This window comes from Priestia sp. TRN 1309 (genome assembly GCF_050846875.1).
Taxonomy (GTDB): domain Bacteria; phylum Bacillota; class Bacilli; order Bacillales; family Bacillaceae_H; genus Priestia; species Priestia zanthoxyli.
The window spans coordinates 654,374-676,584 of the sequence record NZ_JBOZGM010000003.1 but is presented as its reverse complement, the minus strand read 5'-3'; the positions used below and the strand labels follow the sequence as shown (position 1 = coordinate 676,584).

Here is a 22,211-nt window from a genome sequence, read left to right as displayed (position 1 = left end):
AGGAGCTGAGAGTATGAAGTACATAAAAGAAGCGTGTGTAGAAGGGTATGAGCAGGCAAAAAAAGCGGAAAAGCTAGGAGCAGACCGCATTGAATTGTGTGACAATCTCAGTCAAGGAGGCACTACGCCAAGTTACGGCACCATTCAACATGCAAGTGAACATCTTGATACAGATATCAACGTGATTATTCGCCCAAGAAGCGGGAACTTTGTATATTCGGAAGCAGAATTTCAAATTATGAAAAAAGACGTTAAAGCATGTAAAGACCTTGGAGTAAACGGAGTAGTATTCGGCATATTAACAGAAAAAAATGAAATCGATCACGGACGCACTAAAGAATTAATAGCAGAAGCTCGTCCTTTAAGCGTTACGTTTCATATGGCATTTGATGAGATTAAAGATAAATACAAAGCCATTGATATACTTAGTGAAATGGGAGCAGACCGCATTTTGACCAAAGGTGGGAAAGGGTCTGCTTTGCAAAACTTGCAGGTGATCCGAGAACTGATCACATACGCCAATGACCGTCTTATTATTTTGCCCGGCGGAGGAATTCATGAAGGCAACGCAGATTGGGTTATAAAAGACACACAGGCGACTGAATTACACGGAACAAAAATTGTAGGAGATTTATCGGGTTAAATAAAAAGAGGCTGGGACAAAAGTATGTTAGTCAAAGTGAAAAACGAACCACTAATCAACATGTTTGATTGGTGGTTCGTTTTTTTGTGATGGTAAATATAGTTTTATGTGTTTGGTTCCTTCTAGCAGGTGATTGGAGGGCAAGGCGAAGACTCCTGCGGGAACAGCGGAATAGATGAGACCCCGCAGGAGCACAAGCGACGAGGAGGCTCAGCGCCCGCCCGCGGAAAGCGAAGCCTTGCACGGAAATCAACTGCGGTGTCATAAGCAGTCCAGCTCATCTATCTCACTTGTTCATCTTTAGGTTGGATTCATTTCGTTATGTCTCAACCTCTTTTATTTTGATGTGTTTTCTTTTGCTGCTAAGCTGCTCGTCATTTTGGTACGCTGAAAGAAAAACGAACCTACGACGAGTAAAGCAATTAAAAGAGTTAAAAAGAACTGCGAACGCAATGAATCAATAAATGCCATGGCAATAAAGATACTAGTGATGGCAAGGATTGTAGCGTAAGTTAAGTAAGGAAACAACCACATTTTAATTTTTAATGCTTCAGGGTTTTCTTTTTCATATTTTTTTCTCATTTTAATTTGTGAAAATGCAATAACGAGGTATACAAGAAGGGCTACGCCGCCTGATGCATTCACTAAGAACAAAAAGATTTTATCTGGCGAAATATAGTTAAAGATGACGCTGATGTACGAAATAACTGTACATGCTAATATCGCGCTAACCGGTACGCCTTTTTTATTTAATTTTGAAAAGCTTTTTGGCGCATTACCATTTTGAGACATGGAAAACAGCATACGAGAGCTTGTATACAAACCAGAATTCAGACAAGAAAGGACAGCTGTTAAAATAATAAAGTTCATAATTTGAGCGGCGGCCGGTATGTTTACTAATTCAAGAATAGAGACAAATGGGCTTTTCATTAGGCTTGATGAATTCCACGGAAGAACGGTTACTAAAATAAAAATAGATCCTAAATAGAAAAATAAAATACGATAAATAACGGTATTGGTCGCAATGGTAATGGCTTTTTCAGGTTGAGAAGATTCACCTGCCGCGGTTGCAACAATTTCTGTTCCCATAAAGGAGAACATGACAAGGGCGATTCCTAAAAATACAGAGCTAATTCCATTCGGTAAAAAGCCGCCTTTATGCAAAAGATTGGAAGTGCCGGGAGAATCGATTCCTGGAATGAATCCACAAATAATAGCAATACCTAAAAGTAAAAAAAGAACGATACTGACAACTTTAATGAGAGAAAACCAATATTCAAATTCTCCGAAAGATTTAACAGAGTACAGATTGGTCATCGTTAATAAAAAAGTAAGAGCCAGGCTAACTCCCCAAGACGGTAAAGACGGGAACCAGTATTGAATAATATTTGCACCTGCAATGGCTTCAACAGCAATAACGATAACCCAGAAAAACCAGTAGAGCCAGCCAATTGTGTAGCCGGCCCAAGGGCCTAATGCCTCTTTTGCATAAGTGGAAAACGAACCGCTGGAAGGATTTGCAGTAGACATTTCTCCAAGCATTCGCATGACTAAAATAACGAGTAAACCAGCAAATGCGTACGAAAAAATAGAGCCGGGTCCAGCGGTGTTAATGAGTGATCCGCTTCCAATAAACAATCCAGCGCCAATAATTCCTCCAAGAGAAATCATGGTGATATGCCGGATCTTTAACTCTTTTTTTAACTGTGGCTGTGGATGGCTGTTCATTTGTAACCTCCTATATAACCTGAATTTTTAGTTAATACGGAGAATTATAGTATGTTATAAGGTGCAAGGACAGGATGTTGTTAGAAGTTCTTTCATATAAAAAACCGGATATGAATGGTTACATTCATATCCGGCTTACTCTGACACAGACATTCATTATGCGTAGAAAGTACCTGATTAGCGCCTTTTTTCTTTATTATAATAAGCAATGCAGATGAATTTTTTATGAATGGTAGCTGAAAATAAGCTGAAGGATCGTTTTAGATCCGTTAATAAAAAGAGGTATATATTTAATTAAAAGATAATATGGAATAAGTTTCAAACTCTCTTTAAAGCGCTAAATGCGGGTTTTCCTTTCTGAAAACGGGTATATATAGTAGTAAGAAGTTCATTCTTTTGCTAAGTATAAAAGAAAGATGTGCGATAGAAACAGGAGGTTATAAATAATGAAACATGTTGAAGTAGTAGAAAACGGAGCGAATATTAACGAAGCAGTTAATCAATTTGCAGATAAAGGTTTTGAGAAAAATGAAGTATACGTGTTTACCTATGACAAGGAAAATTCTAAAAATTTAACTGAAGTAACGGACACAAATATTATTCGACTGTCTGAAGAAGGTCCTTTACATTCAGCAGCGAGTTTATTTTTAACAAGAGAAGATGAGCTTCGAACAAAAATGGCTTCGCTAGGCTTATCAAAAGACGAAACTAAAAAATATGAAGAAGAGTTAAAGAAAGGCAGTGCGATTGTAGTGGCTGCTACGGGAGAAAGAAAAGACGTTTAATTTTAATAGAGGCTAGGGCAAAAGTAGTTTAGTTAAAGTAAGATCCGAACGCGGTTGATTCTCTATCAAGAATCAGCCGCGTTCGGATTTTTTTGTGGGGACGGTGTAACAAGTGATCTATACGAGCTCCTTTATTCCATTTGTTTGTCTTTAAATTCACTCGATTTCGTTATGTCTCACACTCTTTTTTGTTTTTTCCAATATATGATTGATAAAACTAATGGTATTAGTTAAAATAAAAACTAATACCATTAGTTTTTATTTTGATAATAGGGGATGAGGAAATGAGAATAGTTCGTGAGAAAATGTTGTATCAATTGACGTTTTTGCCTCGATTTTTTCCAGTGAATTGTTATTTAGTCGAAGAGAAAGACAGTCTTACGTTAATTGATGCGGCTCTTCCTTACAGCGCGTCAGGTATTTTGAAAGCTGCAGATCAAATTGGAAAACCGATTACTCGAATTGTTTTTACTCATACTCATGAAGATCACATCGGAGCGATTGATAATGTGAAGAAAAGTTTGCCGAATGCTTCTGTTTATATGTCGCAAAGAGATTATCGATTATTTTCAGGAGACTTCACACTCAATTCTGAAGAACCTCAAAACCCAATCCGTGGAGGAATACCAAAACTAGGAAAGATTTCAACTAAAATTGATCATTTCATCGAAGAAGAGTCTTATATAGGCTCACTTGCTCCTATTTTTACACCTGGACATACACCTGGGTCTATGTCTTTTTTAGACCAGAGAACAAACGCATTAATTGCGGGAGATTCTTTCCAAGTGCGGGGAGGAGTTGCCGTATCAGGTCAGTTAAAACCGCTGTTTCCGTTTCCTGCCTTTGGAACGTGGAGTAAAGAGCTAGCGCTTAAAAGTGCAGAAAAGCTATATGAATTAAACCCGTCACTTCTTGCTGTTGGACACGGAAGAATGCTTTCTCAACCGCTAAAAATGATGGAAAAAGCAATACAACAAGCAAAAGTAAAAATAGAAAAGAGGAGATGAAGGGATGTCGCCACGACAAGGACTAGATTTCAAAAAGGTTATTCAAACAGGTGGAAATTTGGCCAATCGTGAAGGGTTTTATGCTGTTACAATTGCTTCATTAGCCAAAGAATTAGATGTTCGCCCTCCGTCTTTGTATAATCATATAAAAGGGTTAGAAGAGCTGCGCAAAGAACTGGCTTTAAGCGGACTGCAGCAGCTACACTATCTTCTAAAAAGTGCTGTTGAACATGCTTCTGCAGAAGACGCTATTTATCAGCTAAGTAAAGCGTACGTTTCATTTGTAAGAAAGTCTCCCGGAATATACGAAGCAACGGCAACGGTGGCACCAACGATACAGGATGAAGAAGTACAAAAAGCATCTGATAACATCGTATTTTTAGTGCTGGAGGTGTTAAAACCGTATCACCTTCCGGAAAATGAAGCCCTTCATGCTGTTAGAAGTCTTCGCAGCATTTTACATGGGTTTTCTTCTTTGGAGCAAAAAGGGGGATTTGGCATGCCGTTGAGTACTGATGAGACACTAGATTTTTTAATTCGTACGTTTGTATTGGGGCTACACCGGTATGAACAGACTCCATAAATTTCATTAATGCCACTAAGCCTAACGCTTTAGTGGAAATTGAAAAAAAACAGAAAGAATGATAGATTACAAATAAAGACATTTATTCCTATTGTTTTAGGGTTGTTACTGATGAAGCAGGCAAAACCTAAGCTGCAAAGACAGAAAAGGTAGTTTCTGTTTGTTGCTGTTTAGGTATTTTTTGCTTTTGTTTAAAATAACCAGCTCTTTTAATTTATTTTATAAAGGGGAAATCTTCTGAGAATGGAGAGAAACAAACATGCTTAATTCAAGAATGATCGTCATATTAAGAGAACTAATGTCCGTACAGTCTACATTATCAACCGTTACGAGCGAATATTTAGCAACAGTAAATCAGGTATCTTCTCGAACTATTCGAACGGATATAAAACAGTTAGATGACATTTTGTCTCAGTACGGGGCCAAAATTAAATCAGCTCGAGGGACGGGATATGAACTTAGCGTTTTAGATGAAAAACAATTTCATCAGCTATTAAAAGAACTTTCGGCTAATCAATTATTTGATTCAACTTCTATTCCAACCGTTCCTGATGACCGCGTGCATTATTTAATTAAAAGACTGCTGCTAGCAGACGAATATTTGAAGCTCGAAGATTTAGCAGACGAGTTATATATTAGCAAATCAACGGTTCAAAACGATTTAAGAGATGTTAAAAAACAGCTGTGTAAGTATGATATTCTTTTAGAAAAACGTCCTAACTATGGCTTGAAAGCTAAAGGGGACGAAATGAAAATGAGATTTTGTATGTCTGAGTACATATTTAACCGAAAAGATAAAGAAGTAGATATGGTATACAATGAAATATCCATCCTGCCCCAAGAATCAATCTTAACGATTAAAGCCCACATTTTAAATCAAATAAAACGATACAATATTATGGTTTCAGATATTGGATTAAATAATTTAATCATTCATTTAGCAATAGCTTGTAAGCGAATACAAGAAGAGAATTTTATCTCTTTGTATTCAGAAGACTTGCTTGAAATTATGGAGCATAAAGAATATGAAGTAGCAGCTGAAATTGTGAGGGAAATTGAAAAGGCATTCAAGATTCGTTTTCCGAAATCAGAAACAGCGTATATCGCCATTCATTTGCTAGGTACAAAAATGCTCAACAGTAGCAATCATGAAGACAAAGAAGTGAAGCAGTTTATTGCCGCAGATATTTATGAATTAACAGCGGCTATATTAGAAGCAATTGAAAAAGAGCTTCATTTAGGAATTAGTGAAGATTCAGAGTTGATTCTTGGCATGAGTTTGCATTTGAAACCGGCTATCAACCGCTATAAATATGGAATGAATCTGCGAAACCCGATGCTTGAAGGAATTAAGAGTCATTACCCTCTTGCTTTTGAAGCTGGAATTATTGCCGGGAAGGTTTTAAAAAATCGCCTTGAAATTGACATGCATGAAACGGAAATTGGCTATTTAGCTTTACATATTGGAGGGGCCATTGAACGTCGGAAAATTATCAATCAGCCTAAGCGCTGTTTGATTGTATGCGCATCGGGAGTAGGGAGTGCCAAGCTATTATCATATAAGCTGCAGGCTACGTTTGGATTAAATCTTACTATTTTAGGAACAACTCAGTATTATAAGCTTCACCAAATGTCGCTGCACTCTTTAGATTTTATTGTTAGTACCATTCCAATTCCAGAGGATCTTCCTGTTCCTGTAGTACAAGTAAGTACAATTCTAGGAAACAATGATTTTAAAAAAATTGAATGTTTAATGAAGAATAAACCGCAGTCTTCGTTAGAATACACGAAAAAAGAATTAGTATATTTACAGCAAGAATTTCAAACAAGAGAAGAAGTGCTTCATTTTTTAGGAGAGAAATTAACTCATCTAGGACTAGTTCCTTTTCAATTTATAGAATCTGTTTTTGAAAGAGAAGCTGCATCCCCAACAAGTTTTGGCAATCTCGTGGCGATTCCGCATCCTATGGTTCCTCAAACCGATACGACGTTTTGGGCCATTTGCACGTTAAAAAAACCGATTATGTGGGAAGGAAATCTTGTGCAATTTATTTGTCTTTTAAGTGTAAAAGCGAATAATCAAGGCGATTTGCAGAAGATGTACAGTTTGTTGGTTCGCGTTGTGGATGACAAGCAGGTCGTGCAGCGCTTAGTAAAGTGCAAGGATTATGAGGAGTTTATAGAGGTATTTATGAAAAATATTAGATAAAAGAAGTCCAAGAGAGGGGCTTCTTCTTTTATCTGAATGTTCAAACATAATTTTTCCGTTACTAACGGAAAAAGGTTGTGTATAAATGTAAGCGCTTTTATTTTAAGATAAAACTATCAACAAAACAGATAGCAAAATAAAAAAACGGGGGAATGACAGATGAATATTCTATTATGTTGTGCAGCTGGAATGTCTACAAGTTTACTAGTAACAAAAATGGAAAAAAGTGCTCAGGACCAAAGCACGGAGTATAAAATTTGGGCAGTTCCTGGTGACTCTGTTCGCAACCATATTGATCAAGCAGATGTACTGTTATTAGGACCTCAAGTGCGCTACTTGCTGCCGCAGCTTAAGAAGCTAGGTGAAGAAAAAGGAGTGCCAGTTGACGTTATAAATCCTGTTCACTACGGAACGTGTAATGGAGAACAAGTGTTAAAATTTGCAGCTCAACTAGTTTCAAAATAGGAGTGTGGACTACATGAGCAAATTTAATAGTATGCTTGAAAGCAAAGTAATGCCTATCGCCGGAAAAATGGCAGGTCAACGCCATTTACAAGCACTTCGAGACGGTATTGTTCTAACAATGCCGCTCATTATTATCGGTTCCGTATTTTTAATACTATCGAATTTACCGATACCAGGTTACAACGACTTTATGGCAGGGATTTTCGGAAAAGAATGGGCCACAAAAATGGCGTATCCAGTTGGAGCTACATTCGATATTATGGCGCTGCTTGCTTGTTTCGGAATAGCCTATCGATTAGCTGAAAAATATGGAGTAGACGCTTTGTCCGCAGGTGCTATTTCACTTGCTGCCTTTTTACTTGCTACTCCGTATAAAGTGTCGTTTCTCCCAAGCGGCGCTAAAGAAGCTATTTTAGTAGACGGCGGAATTCCAACCGCTTTAATGGGAAGTAAAGGACTTTTCGTAGCAATGATTGTCGCGATTCTCTCTACGGAAATTTACAGATGGTTTATTCAAAAAGATATTGTCATCAAGATGCCTGATGGAGTTCCACCCGCTGTTGGAAAATCGTTTGCCGCTCTTATTCCTGGCTTCACGGTAATAGCATTTATTTGGATTTTACGTTTGTTAGTAGAACAAACGCATTTTGGAAGTCTGCATAATATCGTTGGAGAATTGCTTGGAAAGCCTTTAGGTGTGTTAGGCGGCAGTTTAGGCGGTACGCTAGTTGCCGAGCTTGTTATTATGCTCATGTGGTCTTGTGGACTTCATGGAGCGAATATTGTCGGTGGAATTATGGCTCCAATTTGGTATGGAGCTATGGATGAAAACAGAATTGCATTTGCTAACCATGAAGCATTACCCAATATTTTCACACAGCAGTTCTTTGACATTTGGATTAATATCGGAGGCAGCGGAGCGACACTAGCTCTAGTCGTTGCCATGATTTTAAAAGCGCGCAGTCAACAAATGAAGCAGCTTGGTAAATTAGGAATAGGGCCAGCTCTTTTTAATATCAATGAGCCGATTATCTTTGGACTTCCGATGGTGATGAATCCAATGATGCTTATTCCGTTTATTATTACCCCTCTTGTGACGGTAGTAGCAACCTATATTGCCATGTCGACAGGACTGGTAGCAAAACCAGCAGGTATTGCGGTTCCTTGGACCATGCCTCCGATTATTTCTGGCTATTTGGCCACAGGAGGAAAATTATCGGGTGCAGTTATGCAAGCTATTAACATCGGCATTTCTGTTTGCATTTATTATCCTTTCTTTAGAATGTGGGATAAACAAAAATTCACTGAAGAACATGGTATACAGCCTGCAGTTGAAGGGGTACCAAGTGATACACAGAAAGATATTGTGTGAGGAGGGATAAAGAATGGAAAGCGTTCAAGAATATATTTTTAAATTAATCTTACACGGTGGAAACGGCAGAAGTTCAGCAATGGAAGCGATAGCGGCTGCCAAAAAGGGAGATTTTTCAGAAGCGCGTGAAAAGCTTACACAAGCTTCTGAAGAATTAAATGCTGCTCATCATATCCAAACGTCGTTAATTCAAGGAGAAATTAGAGGGGATAGCACAGAAATTTCTCTGCTCATGATTCATGCTCAAGATCATTTAATGAATGCGATGACGGTAAAAGAAATGGCTACTGAATTTGTAGATTTATATGAAGCAATCAAAATTTCTGGGGGGATTACATTATGACAAAAGGTATTAAAATTGTAACGATTGGCGGAGGTTCAAGCTATACGCCTGAACTAATAGAAGGGTTTATTAAACGATATGATGAACTTCCAGTTCGAGAACTGTGGCTAGTAGACGTGGAAGAAGGAAAAGAAAAATTAGAGATTGTTGGAAATTTAGCGAAGAGAATGGTGAAAAAATCAGGTTTGCCAATCGAGGTTCATTTAACGTTAAATCGAAGAGAAGCACTAAAAGATGCGGATTTCGTAACAACTCAATTTCGCGTTGGCTTGTTAGATGCACGAGCGAAAGATGAAAGAATCCCGCTTAAATATGGGGTGCTCGGTCAAGAAACAAACGGACCGGGAGGATTATTTAAAGGACTTCGCACCATTCCCGTTATTTTAGATATCTGCCGTGACATTGAAGAGTTATGTCCAGAAGCTTGGCTGATTAACTTCACAAATCCTGCTGGCATGGTAACAGAAGCTGTGCTTCGCTATAGTAACATTAAAAAGATTGTAGGACTTTGTAATGTGCCAATCGGAATGGAAATGGGGATTGCTAAGCTGCTTGATGTAGACCACTCTCGCATTCGAATTGATTTTGCTGGTTTAAATCACATGGTCTACGGATTAGATGTATATGTAGATGGTGTAAGTGTCAAAGATCAAGTTATTGATTTATTGAGTGATCCAACTAACAGCAGCTTTGTGAAAAATGTAGCAGGACTTGGATGGGAGCCAGAATTCACAAAAGCGCTAAATGCGTTAACGTGTCCATATCACATGTACTATTACAAAACGCGTGAAATGGTAGAAAAAGAGCTTGTTAATTATGAAAAAGGTGAAACCAGAGCAGAAGTCGTGAAACAGTTGGAAAAAGAGCTGTTTGAACTGTACAAAGATCCTAACCTAGACATTAAACCGCCTCAATTAGAACAGCGCGGAGGTGCTTATTATAGTGATGCAGCGGTTCGATTGATTACATCCATTTATACGGATAAAGGCGATATTCAACCTGTAAACACAGTGAACAATGGCGCTATTGCAAGCATTCCAGCTGATTCTGCTGTAGAAGTAAGCTGTATCATTACAAAAGATGGTCCAAAGCCAATTTCAGTCGGCGATCTTCCCGTACCTGTCCGCGGTCTTGTTCAAACCATTAAGTCATTTGAGCGGATTGCAGCTGAAGCAGCAGTGACAGGAGATTATGACAAAGCTATTTTAGCATTAACCATTAATCCTCTTGTTGCTTCTGATAAACTAGCTAAACAAATCGTCGATGAGATGTTAGAAGCTCATAAAGATTACTTGCCTCAATTTTTTAAAACGGTTCAAGCTTAAAGTCAAGCTGTTCGAATACAGTACGTATTCGAACAGCTTTTTCTGTTTATACAGCTAGATTTCTGACACCATCAATGTAACAATATAAAATAGAAACAGACAGCAAAGGGTGGCTAGAAATGATTCATTTATTAATTATGATGGTAGAACGAGTCGGAGTTATTGTCATCTTAGGCTTTTTGCTGGCACATACAAAAGTTTTTCGGCAATTTCTCCGTAAACAGCAAGGTTATAAAGGAAAAGCTGTACTTATTTTTATTTTTTCTCTTTTTAGCATTATTAGTAACTACACGGGAATTGAAATTCAAGGAACGATTATTCGAAATGAAGATTTATTATTAAAAGTAGATCCATCAAGCTCCATTGCAAATACGCGGATTATGGGTGTGGAAATGGGCGGTCTGCTTGGCGGTCCTTTTGTTGGTTTAGGAGTAGGACTACTTGCCGGCGTTCATCGCTTTATGTTAGGTGGGAGTACGGCGTTTAGCTGCGCTGTTTCATCCGTTTTGGCAGGAGTGTTAACTGGATATATCGGTTATGCCTACCGGAAAAAACATCGAACGATTACACCGCGCTTTGCTGCACTTGTAGGCATAGCGATGGAAACGCTTCAGATGCTGATTATTTTATTATTTGCTAAACCGTTTGATTCGGCATGGACGCTAGTGAGTATTATTGCTATTCCAATGATTATTGTAAATGGTACGGGAAGCTATATTTTCTTATCTATTATTCAGTCCATTTTACGGCAAGAAGAACAAATGAGAGCGCTTCAGACACACAAAGTATTATTAATCGCGGATCAAACTCTTCCGCATTTTCGGCAGGGTCTCACTAGTGAATCATGTGAAAATGTTGCAAATATTATTCATCGCTTCACAGGTACGGACGCTGTTTCGTTAACGGATACGCACAAAATTTTAGCTCATGTGGGAGAAGGAATTGATCACCATGTTCCTTCGCACAGTTTAATTACCGGGCTGTCTCACGAAGTACTGAAGACGGGGAAAATTATGAAAGCAAAATCGAGAGAACAAATTGATTGTCAGCATAAAGACTGCCCGCTTCATGCCGCAATTGTAATGCCGCTTACTTCTCACGGTACTACCATTGGAACACTAAAAATGTACTTTAAAGATGCAAGCGGGTTAAGCCGGGTGGAGGAAGAGCTGGCAGAAGGATTGGCCAAACTTTTTTCAACTCAGCTAGAGCTCGGCGAAGCAGAGCTTCGAAGTAAATTGCTAAAAGATGCGGAGATTAAAGCTTTACAGGCACAGGTGAATCCTCACTTTTTATTTAATGCCATTAATACGATATCGGCGCTTTGCAGACAGGACGTAGAAAAAGCTAGAAAACTGCTACTGCAACTAAGCGTTTATTTTCGTTCTAATTTGCAAGGTGCAAGGCAGCTGTTGATTCCGTTATCAAAAGAGCTTGACCATGTTCACGCGTACTTATCGCTTGAACAAGCCAGATTCCCTAATAAATACGAAATTGACATGTATATTGAAGAAGGACTAGATGATGTCTTGCTGCCGCCGTTTATTCTTCAAGTACTTGTGGAAAATGCCATTCGGCACGCGTTTCCGCGCAAACAAAAACACTGTCGCGTAGAAGTTTATATTGAGACAAAAGATAAATATGTATACGTAAAGGTAAAAGACAATGGACAAGGTATAGACACAAAACGATTGGAACTGCTTGGCAATGAGCCTGTTTTTTCAGAAAAAGGAACGGGGACGGCTCTTTACAATATTAAACAACGTTTACATGGATTGTTTGGAAAAGAAACGACACTGGAGTTTGACGTAACAGAAGGAACAGCAGTTTCGTTTGTTATACCAATTGAATTAAAAAGCGAGGGTATGTAATATGCTGCGAGTACTAATAGTAGACGATGAAATGTTAGCGCGAGATGAATTAAAATATTTACTCCACCGAACGAAAGAAGTAGACTTCATTGAAGAAGCTGAAAGTATCGAAGAGGCGTTGGATAAAATGATGGATGAAAAGCCGGATTTATTATTCTTAGATATACAATTGTCAGATGACAGCGGGTTTGATATTGCGAAAAGGCTTAAAAAAATGAAAAACCCGCCTGCTATTATATTTGCAACTGCGTACGATCAGTACGCTTTACAAGCCTTTGAAGTAGATGCAATTGACTATATTTTGAAGCCTTTTGATGAAGAAAGAGTGGTGCAGGCCATTCATAAATATAAAAAAATGCGTGTTCCTCATCACGCTGTTAAAGAAGAAGAACCGATAGGAGAGTCTTCTTCTCAAACGGGAAAGTTAGCGATTTCTGTAGACGATTCAATTGTGTTAGTAAATATAGAGGACATCTTGTTTGTAGGGCTAATAGAAGGAGAAGTTACCATTCAAACCATAACCGAATCCTATCATACTGCAGATACGCTGGCTATGCTAGAAAAAAAGCTCCCTTCTCAGTCGTTTGTTCGTGTGCACCGGGGTTATATCGTCAACGTACATCATATTTCCGAAGTACAGCCATGGTTTAATTCCACGTATAATTTAGTGATGAAAAACGATAAGCGAGTTCCTGTCAGCCGTACATATGCTAAAGAATTGAAGAAACGTTTAGGAATTTAAGTAAGAAACAGCTTGCGTATGCATGTTAGCAGGCTGTTTTTTGCATTTCAAGGCTCGATTTTTGTAAGTGAGCACAAATATTCGACTCTTTGATTTGAAAACGCTTTCTAACTTGTTTTCATTTTATATAATGAAGTCAACAAACAGAGAGAGGTGAAAGAAATGAGTGCTAAAAAAGTGTATGGCTTTTTAACACAAGCATTTATTTTTTCCGTAATTATGTTGATTTCAGATTTTATTGCAGAGCATTTGCCTTTTCCGATGCCAGCTTCAGTTATTGGACTTGTGCTGTTATTTCTTGCACTCTGCTTGAAGATTATTAAACTAGAGCAAGTTGAATCACTGGGAACGGCTTTAACTTCTTTGATCGGATTTTTATTTGTACCAGCAGGTATTTCTGTTATGAATTCATTAGGTGTTATGCAGCAGTACGGCATTCAAATTTGTTTAGTTATCATCGTGGCAACGATTATTTTGTTAGGCGTTACAGGCTTATTTTCACAGCTTATACTTGGCATGACAAAAGATAATAAAGCAAAAGAAGAAATAAAAGATGTAGATATGAGTGAAAAAACAAAGAAACAGGGCATTGCGTAATATCAATTATAAAGAGACAAGGTGGTTGGAAAGATGAATCCGTATTTTGGAATCGTGGTTTCTTTAGCTGCGTACGGTATTGGAACGTATTTATTTAAAAAGTCAAAAGGGTTTTTCTTATTTACTCCTTTATTTGTGGCAATGGTGCTCGGGATTGCTTTTTTGAAACTTGGTCACTTTTCTTATGAGGAGTACAGTAGCGGCGGAAAAATTATCAGCTTCTTTTTAGAACCGGCAACAATTGCTTTTGCCATCCCTTTATATAAGCAAGCCGATAAATTAAAAAAGTACTGGTGGCAAATTCTTTCTTCTATTGCAGTAGGATCAGTTTGTTCAGTAGCGATTATTTTTGCGATTGCTAAAGGTATTCATATGGATGAAGTCGTGATGAAATCAATGCTCCCACAAGCAGCTACAACAGCGATTGCACTGCCATTGTCTCAAGATATTGGAGGGATTCCTGCTATTACTTCCTTTGCCGTTATTTTTAATGCAGTTATTGTATATGCACTGGGCGCATTATTTTTAAAAGTATTCAAAGTGAAAAATCCAATTTCAAAAGGATTAGCGCTGGGAACGTCCGGGCATGCGCTAGGAGTAGCCGTAGGGATTGAAATGGGAGAAGTAGAGGCAGCCATGGCAAGTATTGCAGTCGTTATTGTAGGTGTCGTCACAGTTGCCGTTATTCCACTTTTTGTTCAGCTAGTCATGTAATAAAAGCCTGAAGATGTCAGAAAACCTCTGACTTCTTCAGGCTTTTATTTGTTAATACACCACTCCAAAATGTCGTGATGCGCAGTTTTGGCAGGTTGTATGGTCAAAAAGACTCTCAGGAATGATAAATTCAAAACAAAATTGACATTGTTTGAATTGACTTTGTCTATAAAACATTGTCTCTAAGAAAATAGCTGTAATATGTTCGGTTATACGCTTATGGGAACGTTGTTCTAAAGTGGACCACGGAATAGACTGATGCTCTATGTAAATCGGAGAAGAAGTATAGGGTGTATCCCATTGAATGGCTTGATATCCAAACGTAAGGCCATGACGTGCTGCTGATGTAAATATGATCAGGTTTTGATGGAATTCTGGTAGAGGTAATTCTAGTTTTTGATCTTTAAGCGATCTCGTTTTGGAATGAAGGTTATACAATTTAATTTGAAAATGAATCCACTGAGTGGCGTGAACGGTTATTGACATGTTTTAAACCTCCAATTCAGACTCTTTCTTTTATCATAATTGATTTCAAAATAAATAAATAGTAGGCAAAAAGAAGATAACAAAATTTTATATAGAGTACTTATAAAGCGTAGAGAAAGGTAATGCAAGCACAGCATCCTTTTTTCTACCCCTTTTTAAAGCAGATTAATCTTCTATATAAAAGCCTGCTTTCAACGAAAGGTATCGGCGTATTCATACGCTTTAAACAGATTTTAATGTTAGAAGTTATAACAAGGTCCATTTCTTTTAGAAAAGTTTATGAAATAATAAAAAATGTATATTTTACGGTCTGAATCTATGTGTTGGAGGTTTTTATATGACGAAACAAAAGCTGATAGTAATCGGAAACGGAATGGCGGGAATGCGCTGTATTGAAGAAATTCTTATTCATTCTCCAGAGTGTTTTGATATTACTGTTTTTGGAAGTGAGCCTCACGTTAACTATAATCGAATTTTATTATCAACCGTTTTACAAGGCAGTACAAAGCTTGAAGATATTAACATTCATTCTTTTGCATGGTATAAGGAAAATAATATCACTTTATTTAAAGGAGAAAGTGTTACGCACATAGACACCAAGAGAAAAATAATAAAAACAGATAAAAACAGAGAGACGATGTACGACAAGCTTATTATTGCTACTGGTTCGAGCCCGTATATGCTCCCCGTTAAAGGTGCTGAAAAAGAAGGTGTCCTCGGTTTTCGTACCATTGAAGACTGTCAAAAAATGATTGAAATTTCTAAACAATATAAAAAATCAGCGGTTATTGGAGGAGGTCTGTTAGGGCTGGAAGCTGCTAGAGGACTATTAAATTTAGGGATGGATGTTCAAGTTATTCATCATTCGGGTTTTTTAATGGAGCGACAGCTAGACAGAGCAGCATCTGCCATGTTAAGAGAAGAATTGGAAAAGCAAGGCATGAGTTTTCTATTAAACAAACATACGGATGAGATTATAGGGGGAAATCGAGCAGAAGGCGTCCGATTTAACGATAACAGCAAAGTTGCAGCTGATTTAGTTGTAATGGCTACAGGAGTGAGGCCAAATGTGAATCTCGCTAAAAAAAGCGGAATAGCAACAAATAGAGCAATTATCGTAAATGATTATTTAGAAACGAGCATTCCGGATATCTATGCAGTAGGTGAATGCGCTGAACATCGGGGGATGACATACGGCCTTGTTGCTCCTCTTTACGAACAAGGAAAAGTCTTAGCGCGACACCTTTGCCAAATAAAAAACGAAGGTTATGGCGGGTCCGTTCTTTCCACTCAGTTAAAAATATCAGGAATAGACGTTTACTCGGTCGGAGAGTTTAAGGAAAATCAAGGTGCAAAAGCTATTACGATTTCGAATATGTTAGATGGTATATACAAAAAAGTAGTTTTTCGCGAAGGGAGAATAGTGGGAGCCGTTCTTTTTGGGGATACCAGTGAGGCTATAAAGCTATCACAAATGATTAGTGAAAAAAAGGATTTGTCGCAAGCGGAAAAAGTACAATTATTTCCTTCTCAATATGAAAAAGAAAATGCAGCAGCTTCTATGCCACTTACAGGTATCGTATGTAACTGTAACGGTGTAACCAAGGGAGCTATTATTGAAGCAGTACAGAAAAATGATTTAACGACAGTAGATGAAATAAAAAATTGCACGAAAGCTTCTGGTTCATGCGGAGGATGCAAGCCCCTTGTAACAGATCTTTTAACGTATATTCAAAGCAATGAATTTGATGAAAACATTGAACAAAAAACCTTTTGTGCTTGCACACATCTATCAGAAGATGAGCTGGTAAGAGAAATGCAGCAATATCAATTTGAAACGGTTCAGCAAGTAAGAGAAATGTTAAAGTTTAAAGACATGAAAGGCTGCTCGTTATGTGAAGGCGGTCTTCATTACTATTTAAATATGATGAATCCTCATTATGAAAATAATCGACATTCTTTATTTACTATGGAGAATGAACAGGCCGTTTTGCTTCATGACGGTACTTATGCAGTGGTACCGCAAATACACGGTGGTCTGACAAATGTACAGGAATTAAGGAACATAGCAAATGTAGCTGAAAGGTACAACATCTCGAATATTCGTTTAACAAGTGATCAGCGCATTCAACTTATTGGAGTGAAAAAAGAATATCTTTCGTTGATAAGTGAGGAAATAGATAGAGGACTTCAGCAGCTATATGAACGTACAGTTAAAAATGTATCTGTTTATATAGGAAAAGGAACGTGTATTTGTCAGTATGAACCTGCTCTTGCTTTATCAAATGAATTAGACAAACAGCTTGAATACGTAAAGACCCCATGCGATATCAAAATCAGTATTGCTTCTTGTTTTCACATTACAGAGGATGTCACAACAAGTGATATAGGATTAAGAAGAATAGACAGAGGTTGGGAAATATATGCTGGCGGAAGCAGCACAGAAGCCAGAAGCGGGGAGCTGTTTTATGTGGCCGAAACGAACGAAGAAGCGATAGAAATCAGCTGTTCTTTGATTCAATATTACCGTGAAACGGGAAACTATTTAGAAGCTGTCGGCAGCTGGATCGAGCGAGTAGGAATTGTTCATGTCAGAGAAGTTTTGTTTGAGGCAGACAATCGAGAGTATTTAATGAAGCAGCTCAGCTCAGAACGCTCTCGTGCAATCACATATTTATTATAGGAAAGAAGGGGGACCTACGATGACTGAGATGCTGTTGAAATATTTTCGTGAGCAGCAAAAGCAAGTTGAAACCGAGCGTATCTATAATACACAGTGTCCTTACTGCAGCATGCAGTGCAAAATGCAGTTAGTTGAACAAACACATGTAAAAAGAAAAACGTATAAAACAATTGGAAGAGACAACCCTACTTCTCAAGGAAGATTATGTATCAAAGGAATGAATGCGCACCAGCATCCTTTGCATAAAGATCGGATTCAATATCCTTTGTTAAAAGTAAACGGAGAGTTTGTAAAGATTTCTTGGAGGGAAGCTCTTGACTATATTAAAGAGCACGTTACAGAGATTCAAGAGAAGAATGGAGCAGATGCGCTAGGTGTTTATGGAAGTGCCTCTATTACAAATGAAGAAGCTTATTTATTAGGGAAATTTGCTCGAGTTGCGTTAAAAACAAAGTATATTGATTACAATGGACGCTTATGTATGTCAGCTGCTGCTTCTGCTGCTAGTAAAACATTTGGCATGGACCGAGGATTTACGAATAGCTTACAAGAGATTCCGTATACTGAATGTATTATGTTAGCTGGAACAAATATTGCGGAATGCCAGCCAACGATTATGCCTTATTTTGAAAAAGCAAAAGAAAACGGAGCTTTTATTATTGCTATTGATCCAAGAGAGACAGGTACAACTAAAATAGCTGATTTACACCTGAAGCTTAAACCGGGGAGCGACGCGGCATTAGCCAATGGAATCTTGAAGGTCATTATCGAAGAAAATTATCTAGATGAACGATTTCTACAAGAACGTGTTAATGGATTTGAAGAGGTAATGCAATATGTGGCGTCTCTAGAATTTAGTGTCATTGAAGAAATAACGGGAGTGCCGCTTGAGAAAATGTATCAAGCTGCCCGTATGTTTGGTCAAAGAGAAACAGGAATGATTTTTACTGCTAGAGGGGTAGAGCAGCAAACAGACGGGAGTGCTGCTGTGCAGAACTTTTTGAATATTCTACTTTCTGTCGGGAAAATCGGTAAACCCCGCTGCGGATATGGAGCCATTACTGGTCAAGGAAATGGGCAAGGAGCCCGAGAACACGGTCAAAAAGCAGATCAGCTTCCAGGCTACCGTTCAATCGAAAATCACGAGCATCGGATGTATATAGCAGATGTTTGGAACATAGAGGAGAAAGATCTTCCTAGAAAAGGTGTTTCTGCATATGAAATGATTGAAAAAATTCATGACGGTGAAATTAAAGGGCTGTTTCTGGTGTGTTCAAATCCAACCGTTTCAAATCCAAACGCTAATTTTGTTAAGAAGGCTTTTGAAAAGCTTGAATTTCTAGTGGTAGCAGATATGTTTGAATCAGAAACGGCAAAATTAGCAAACTTAATTTTACCAGCATCCTCTTATTTGGAAGATGAAGGAACGATGACAAATGTAGAGGGAAGAGTTACATTGCGCGAAGCTAGCTTTCCGCGCCGTGGCGAAATCAAACACGACTGGGAAATACTATGTGAAATTGCTAAAGTTTTAGGGAAAGAGGAATATTTTTCGTTTTCATCAGCTGAAGAAATATTTAATGAACTGCGAATAGCAAGTAAAGGAGGAATCGCGGATTACTCCGGTATTACGTACGAACGATTACGAGCGGAAAAAGGAATTTTATGGCCATGCAGAAGCTTAACGGATAAAGGAACCGAGCGCCTGTTTGAAACACGTTTTGCTCATAGTGATGGAAAGGCGATGATGGTCCCTGTCTCCAATCAAGCTATTGTTCCTAAAGCAAAAATAACGAAAAAATATCCTCTCTATTTAACAACAGGGAGAGTGGTGTCACACTATTTAACGGGTGTACAAACGCGAAAAAGTGCATCTTTATCTGCTAGAAATTTCGAATCTTTTATGGAAATCCACCCTTCAACAGCGAAAAAATATGAAATTTCGAATCAAGAATTAGTACAAATTGAATCTTCATATGGAAGGATTGTGGTAAGAAGCAAATTTTCAGAGGGCATTCGGCCAGATACCGTATTTGTTCCTTTTCACTGGGCAGATTCTCAAAATGTTAATAACCTTGTTTCTGAGAAATTAGATCCCGCCTGTAAGATGCCTGGCTTTAAAGTAAGTGCCGTGAATATTAGCCCTTCTGTAAAAAGAAGCAGTTATTAAAAATGCTGATGCAAAAAGCCTCTTGCAAAAAGAGGCTTTTTACGTGGAATCAGGCAAGGTGCTTTTGGTTAATACGTACATCTTGTTTTTTGAATCCAGAATAATTCAGTAAGAGACAGAATAGAGCAAAAAGCGCTAGTAAGGAAAAACCGACAACGTAATCTCCGCTTGTATCTTTTATAAAGCCTAGCACAATAGGAGGGAAAAAGCCGCCTACTCCTCCGAATGCTCCTACGATCCCCGTAACAGCTCCAATATTTCCTGTTGAAACAGATGGAACCATTTTAAAAACAGCTCCATTTCCGATACCAAGGGTAATGGCTGCAAGTAAGCAACCTGCGCTGAATAGCGCGAAGGAGCTGATGGTAAAGGCGATAAATAATCCTATTAGCAGCATTCCGGTAAAGACAAAGGTGAGTACTTTTTTTGCTCCGAATACATCCGATAAATATCCTCCAAGAGGCCGTACAAACGTTGCTAATACAACAAAAATAGCTGTTTTCAGCCCGCTGTCTACGGTTGATGCATTAAATTGATCGTGCAAAATGGTAGGGAGATAGATGCTGAATGTGACAAATCCACCGAATGTTAAAAAATAGAAAACGGACAAAAACCACGTTTCTCTAAATTTTAATACCGATAAAGATTCCTGCAACGTTTTAGGAGAAGCAGCAGAAGGGTGGTCTGAAGTTCCTACCCATAATAAAAGAGCCATTAAAGCTACCGCAATTGCTAAACTCCAAAATACCCAAGGCAAGCCAAAAGAAGAAAAGATAAGTGGAATACTAAAGCTTGCTACCGCTGATCCTAAGTTGCCCATCCCGGCAATTCCTAAAATAAAACCTTGCTTTTGAGGTGAATACCATTTAGAGACATATGTAATGGAAATAGCAAATGTTGTTCCAGCCATGCCGATAAAAAATGCCCAAAAGAGCAGCATGGAGTAAGAATGAGTAAAGCCTGCACAAATGGTAGGGAGTAAAAGAGCAAGCATTGTTAACGAATACACTTTTCTTCCGCCGAAGCGATCTGTTAAAATTCCCATCGGAATCCGCATGAGTGAACCTAATAAGACGGGAGTGGCAATTAAGATACTTTTTTCAGCGTTGGTTAATGAATACATCACTTGAATATCTGCGGCGATAGGCGCGAAGACAGACCATACTGAAAAAGCAATAATCATAGATAAAGTCGAGATAAGAAGTACAGATAAGGGCCGTTTAGAAAACATTGCTTAAAAACCTCCTTTTTTATATACAGCGTAAAGCTGTTGCAACATGGTAATTATGATACTACGCTTTCTTTCTTATGTATCATTCTGTGTTAGGCTTTCTTCCGTACTTTTGCTGAAGAAAGGACGCAGATAAAGGCGGAGAGATAACTTAGAGTTGTACTCTATCTAAGTGCTGATGAAGAAACGATTAAAAAGCTTCGAAAGAACAGTAAGTAGAAATATTGTGGGAAGAATGGAAGAAACATTGAAATTAGAAGAGATTAATAGAGTAAGCACCTATAAATTTGTGCTATCGAATTATAGCGAAATGAAAAATAATTCATATTTTATATAGAACACAAATTTTTGAAATAGAAGGTGGAAAAAGTGACAGAAAAGCATCCTCTTTCAGGTTATAAAAAGGATGATAATGGAGTTCTCTGGATCTGGAGTTACGTTGGACAGGCTAGAGTGAAAATGGGGTATAAAGTAAAAAGTCTGCTTCACTATGAGCAATCTTCCTATCAGCAGATCAGTATTGTGGATACAAAATGGTATGGGAAAATGCTGGTGCTAGATGGTACTCCACAAATTTCAACAGGAGAAGGGTTCATTTATAATGAAATGATTAGCCATGTGCCAATTATAACGCATTCAAATCCCCAAAAAGTGGCGATGATTGGAGGAGGAGACTGTGGTCCTGCACGGGAGGCAATGAAGTATGATGGAATTCAACAAATTGATGTAGTCGAAATTGATCCAAAAGTTACAGAAATCTGCCGCACCTGGCTAACTCCGGCTTCTTGTTATGATGGTGAAACCAGGCTCAATATGATACATCGAGATGGAATAGATTGGATTCAAGAACAAAAGGGAGTTTATGATGTTCTCATAATTGATCGACCTGACCCTGTTGGGCCGGGAAAAAAACTATTTCAACCTGATTTTTATCAATATGTCTACAACAGCCTTAAAGATGATGGCGTGGTTGTTTTTCAATCAGGTTCTCCTTACTACAATACTTCTACGTTACAAGGCACAGTTAAAAATTTAAAGGAGCTATTTCCCATTGTCCGCACATATCTAGTGACTATACCTCTGTTCCCTTGCGGCATTTGGAGTTTTACGATTGCTTCTAAAAAAATGGATCCTCTTCAGGCCGATTTAACGAAGCTACAGCATTCACATACTCAATATATTGATCCTGAAATTTTCCGCGCATCATTTGTTTTACCTAAATATATAAAAGAAATAGTAGACGGAAAGGATTCTTAA

20 protein-coding genes are annotated in these 22,211 nt (G+C 38.2%); 17 read left to right on the top strand and 3 right to left on the bottom strand.

The genetic code is table 11. The features are described 5' to 3' along the window. Positions 1–13 precede the first annotated feature (13 nt). Both ACRPLQ_RS15545 and ACRPLQ_RS15540 read left to right on the top strand, forming a co-directional pair. Positions 14–643 (top strand): copper homeostasis protein CutC, encoded by a 630-nt coding sequence (locus tag ACRPLQ_RS15545; protein ID WP_224979839.1) that lies wholly within the window; start codon positions 14–16, stop codon positions 641–643. Between the two features lie 129 nt (positions 644–772). Continuing rightward, positions 773–910 carry a hypothetical protein gene (locus ACRPLQ_RS15540; RefSeq protein WP_186806731.1) on the top strand — a complete coding sequence of 46 codons (138 nt, stop codon included), beginning with the start codon at positions 773–775 and terminating at the stop codon, positions 908–910. A gap of 69 nt (positions 911–979) precedes the next feature. Here the strand turns inward: ACRPLQ_RS15540 and ACRPLQ_RS15535 are convergent, their stop codons facing one another. Then, positions 980–2,371 carry an amino acid permease gene (locus ACRPLQ_RS15535; protein ID WP_224979840.1) on the bottom strand — a complete coding sequence of 464 codons (1,392 nt, stop codon included), beginning with the start codon at positions 2,369–2,371 and terminating at the stop codon, positions 980–982. A gap of 446 nt (positions 2,372–2,817) precedes the next feature. Between ACRPLQ_RS15535 and ACRPLQ_RS15530 the strand changes: the two genes are divergently transcribed. From ACRPLQ_RS15530 to lrgB, 12 genes are all read left to right on the top strand, one after another. Beyond that, on the top strand, positions 2,818–3,156 hold the full coding sequence (locus tag ACRPLQ_RS15530) for a general stress protein (protein ID WP_028412322.1): 339 nt from the start codon (positions 2,818–2,820) through the stop codon (positions 3,154–3,156). Between the two features lie 284 nt (positions 3,157–3,440). Next, positions 3,441–4,163, top strand: a complete 723-nt coding sequence (locus ACRPLQ_RS15525; protein WP_028412321.1) for an MBL fold metallo-hydrolase — start codon at positions 3,441–3,443, stop codon at positions 4,161–4,163. Positions 4,164–4,167: 4 nt separating this feature from the next. Beyond that, on the top strand, positions 4,168–4,746 hold the full coding sequence (locus ACRPLQ_RS15520) for a TetR/AcrR family transcriptional regulator (protein WP_432236155.1): 579 nt from the start codon (positions 4,168–4,170) through the stop codon (positions 4,744–4,746). 259 nt (positions 4,747–5,005) lie between these two features. Next, positions 5,006–6,955, top strand: coding sequence for a BglG family transcription antiterminator (locus ACRPLQ_RS15515; RefSeq protein WP_047751633.1), 1,950 nt, complete (start codon positions 5,006–5,008; stop codon positions 6,953–6,955). Between the two features lie 159 nt (positions 6,956–7,114). Next, positions 7,115–7,420, top strand: coding sequence for a PTS sugar transporter subunit IIB (locus ACRPLQ_RS15510; RefSeq protein ID WP_028412318.1), 306 nt, complete (start codon positions 7,115–7,117; stop codon positions 7,418–7,420). A 13-nt stretch (positions 7,421–7,433) separates the two neighbouring features. Further along, positions 7,434–8,792: a PTS cellobiose transporter subunit IIC gene (gene celB, locus ACRPLQ_RS15505; RefSeq protein ID WP_028412317.1), complete on the top strand. Its 1,359-nt coding sequence runs from the start codon at positions 7,434–7,436 to the stop codon at positions 8,790–8,792. Positions 8,793–8,805: 13 nt separating this feature from the next. Then, the gene (locus ACRPLQ_RS15500) at positions 8,806–9,135 is read left to right on the top strand and encodes a PTS lactose/cellobiose transporter subunit IIA (protein ID WP_034269415.1); all 330 of its coding nucleotides are present in this window, start codon (positions 8,806–8,808) and stop codon (positions 9,133–9,135) included. After that, a complete protein-coding gene (locus tag ACRPLQ_RS15495) occupies positions 9,132–10,460 on the top strand; it encodes a 6-phospho-beta-glucosidase (protein WP_034269418.1) in 1,329 nt (442 codons plus the stop codon). Before ACRPLQ_RS15500 ends, ACRPLQ_RS15495 begins: the two co-directional genes overlap by 4 nt. Before the next feature lie 119 nt (positions 10,461–10,579). Beyond that, complete coding sequence (locus ACRPLQ_RS15490) at positions 10,580–12,331, top strand: sensor histidine kinase (protein WP_047751631.1); 1,752 nt, start codon at positions 10,580–10,582, stop codon at positions 12,329–12,331. Position 12,332: 1 nt separating this feature from the next. Continuing rightward, entirely contained in the window at positions 12,333–13,073 is a 741-nt protein-coding gene (locus ACRPLQ_RS15485) for a LytR/AlgR family response regulator transcription factor (protein WP_033578087.1), read from the top strand. 162 nt (positions 13,074–13,235) lie between these two features. Continuing rightward, entirely contained in the window at positions 13,236–13,670 is a 435-nt protein-coding gene (gene lrgA / locus ACRPLQ_RS15480; RefSeq protein WP_028412310.1) for an antiholin-like murein hydrolase modulator LrgA, read from the top strand. Positions 13,671–13,703: 33 nt separating this feature from the next. Then, positions 13,704–14,384 carry an antiholin-like protein LrgB gene (gene lrgB / locus ACRPLQ_RS15475; protein ID WP_028412309.1) on the top strand — a complete coding sequence of 227 codons (681 nt, stop codon included), beginning with the start codon at positions 13,704–13,706 and terminating at the stop codon, positions 14,382–14,384. A gap of 51 nt (positions 14,385–14,435) precedes the next feature. Here the strand turns inward: lrgB and ACRPLQ_RS15470 are convergent, their stop codons facing one another. Beyond that, entirely contained in the window at positions 14,436–14,870 is a 435-nt protein-coding gene (locus tag ACRPLQ_RS15470; RefSeq protein ID WP_033578088.1) for a hypothetical protein, read from the bottom strand. A 337-nt stretch (positions 14,871–15,207) separates the two neighbouring features. On the opposite strand from ACRPLQ_RS15470, the gene nirB reads away from it, so the two are divergent. Further along, entirely contained in the window at positions 15,208–17,553 is a 2,346-nt protein-coding gene (nirB, locus tag ACRPLQ_RS15465) for a nitrite reductase large subunit NirB (RefSeq protein WP_432236154.1), read from the top strand. Between the two features lie 19 nt (positions 17,554–17,572). After that, complete coding sequence (gene nasC / locus ACRPLQ_RS15460) at positions 17,573–19,723, top strand: assimilatory nitrate reductase catalytic subunit NasC (protein ID WP_155008519.1); 2,151 nt, start codon at positions 17,573–17,575, stop codon at positions 19,721–19,723. A gap of 49 nt (positions 19,724–19,772) precedes the next feature. Here nasC and ACRPLQ_RS15455 read toward each other — a convergent pair whose 3' ends face one another. Continuing rightward, the gene (locus tag ACRPLQ_RS15455; protein WP_047751628.1) at positions 19,773–20,954 is read right to left on the bottom strand and encodes an MFS transporter; all 1,182 of its coding nucleotides are present in this window, start codon (positions 20,952–20,954) and stop codon (positions 19,773–19,775) included. 369 nt (positions 20,955–21,323) lie between these two features. On the opposite strand from ACRPLQ_RS15455, the gene speE reads away from it, so the two are divergent. Continuing rightward, entirely contained in the window at positions 21,324–22,211 is an 888-nt protein-coding gene (gene speE / locus ACRPLQ_RS15450; protein ID WP_034269436.1) for a polyamine aminopropyltransferase, read from the top strand.

Coding starts and splice junctions, on each gene's coding strand:
- ACRPLQ_RS15525 (WP_028412321.1), top strand. CDS start 3,441: ATGAGAATAGTTCGTGAGAAAATGTTGTATCAATTGACGTTTTTGCCT.
- ACRPLQ_RS15535 (WP_224979840.1), bottom strand. CDS start 2,371: ATGAACAGCCATCCACAGCCACAGTTAAAAAAAGAGTTAAAGATCCGG.
- ACRPLQ_RS15520 (WP_432236155.1), top strand. CDS start 4,168: ATGTCGCCACGACAAGGACTAGATTTCAAAAAGGTTATTCAAACAGGT.
- ACRPLQ_RS15500 (WP_034269415.1), top strand. CDS start 8,806: ATGGAAAGCGTTCAAGAATATATTTTTAAATTAATCTTACACGGTGGA.
- ACRPLQ_RS15485 (WP_033578087.1), top strand. CDS start 12,333: ATGCTGCGAGTACTAATAGTAGACGATGAAATGTTAGCGCGAGATGAA.
- ACRPLQ_RS15545 (WP_224979839.1), top strand. CDS start 14: ATGAAGTACATAAAAGAAGCGTGTGTAGAAGGGTATGAGCAGGCAAAA.
- lrgB (WP_028412309.1), top strand. CDS start 13,704: ATGAATCCGTATTTTGGAATCGTGGTTTCTTTAGCTGCGTACGGTATT.
- ACRPLQ_RS15530 (WP_028412322.1), top strand. CDS start 2,818: ATGAAACATGTTGAAGTAGTAGAAAACGGAGCGAATATTAACGAAGCA.
- nasC (WP_155008519.1), top strand. CDS start 17,573: ATGACTGAGATGCTGTTGAAATATTTTCGTGAGCAGCAAAAGCAAGTT.
- ACRPLQ_RS15510 (WP_028412318.1), top strand. CDS start 7,115: ATGAATATTCTATTATGTTGTGCAGCTGGAATGTCTACAAGTTTACTA.
- ACRPLQ_RS15515 (WP_047751633.1), top strand. CDS start 5,006: ATGCTTAATTCAAGAATGATCGTCATATTAAGAGAACTAATGTCCGTA.
- ACRPLQ_RS15495 (WP_034269418.1), top strand. CDS start 9,132: ATGACAAAAGGTATTAAAATTGTAACGATTGGCGGAGGTTCAAGCTAT.
- ACRPLQ_RS15490 (WP_047751631.1), top strand. CDS start 10,580: ATGATTCATTTATTAATTATGATGGTAGAACGAGTCGGAGTTATTGTC.
- ACRPLQ_RS15455 (WP_047751628.1), bottom strand. CDS start 20,954: ATGTTTTCTAAACGGCCCTTATCTGTACTTCTTATCTCGACTTTATCT.
- nirB (WP_432236154.1), top strand. CDS start 15,208: ATGACGAAACAAAAGCTGATAGTAATCGGAAACGGAATGGCGGGAATG.
- lrgA (WP_028412310.1), top strand. CDS start 13,236: ATGAGTGCTAAAAAAGTGTATGGCTTTTTAACACAAGCATTTATTTTT.
- celB (WP_028412317.1), top strand. CDS start 7,434: ATGAGCAAATTTAATAGTATGCTTGAAAGCAAAGTAATGCCTATCGCC.
- ACRPLQ_RS15470 (WP_033578088.1), bottom strand. CDS start 14,870: ATGTCAATAACCGTTCACGCCACTCAGTGGATTCATTTTCAAATTAAA.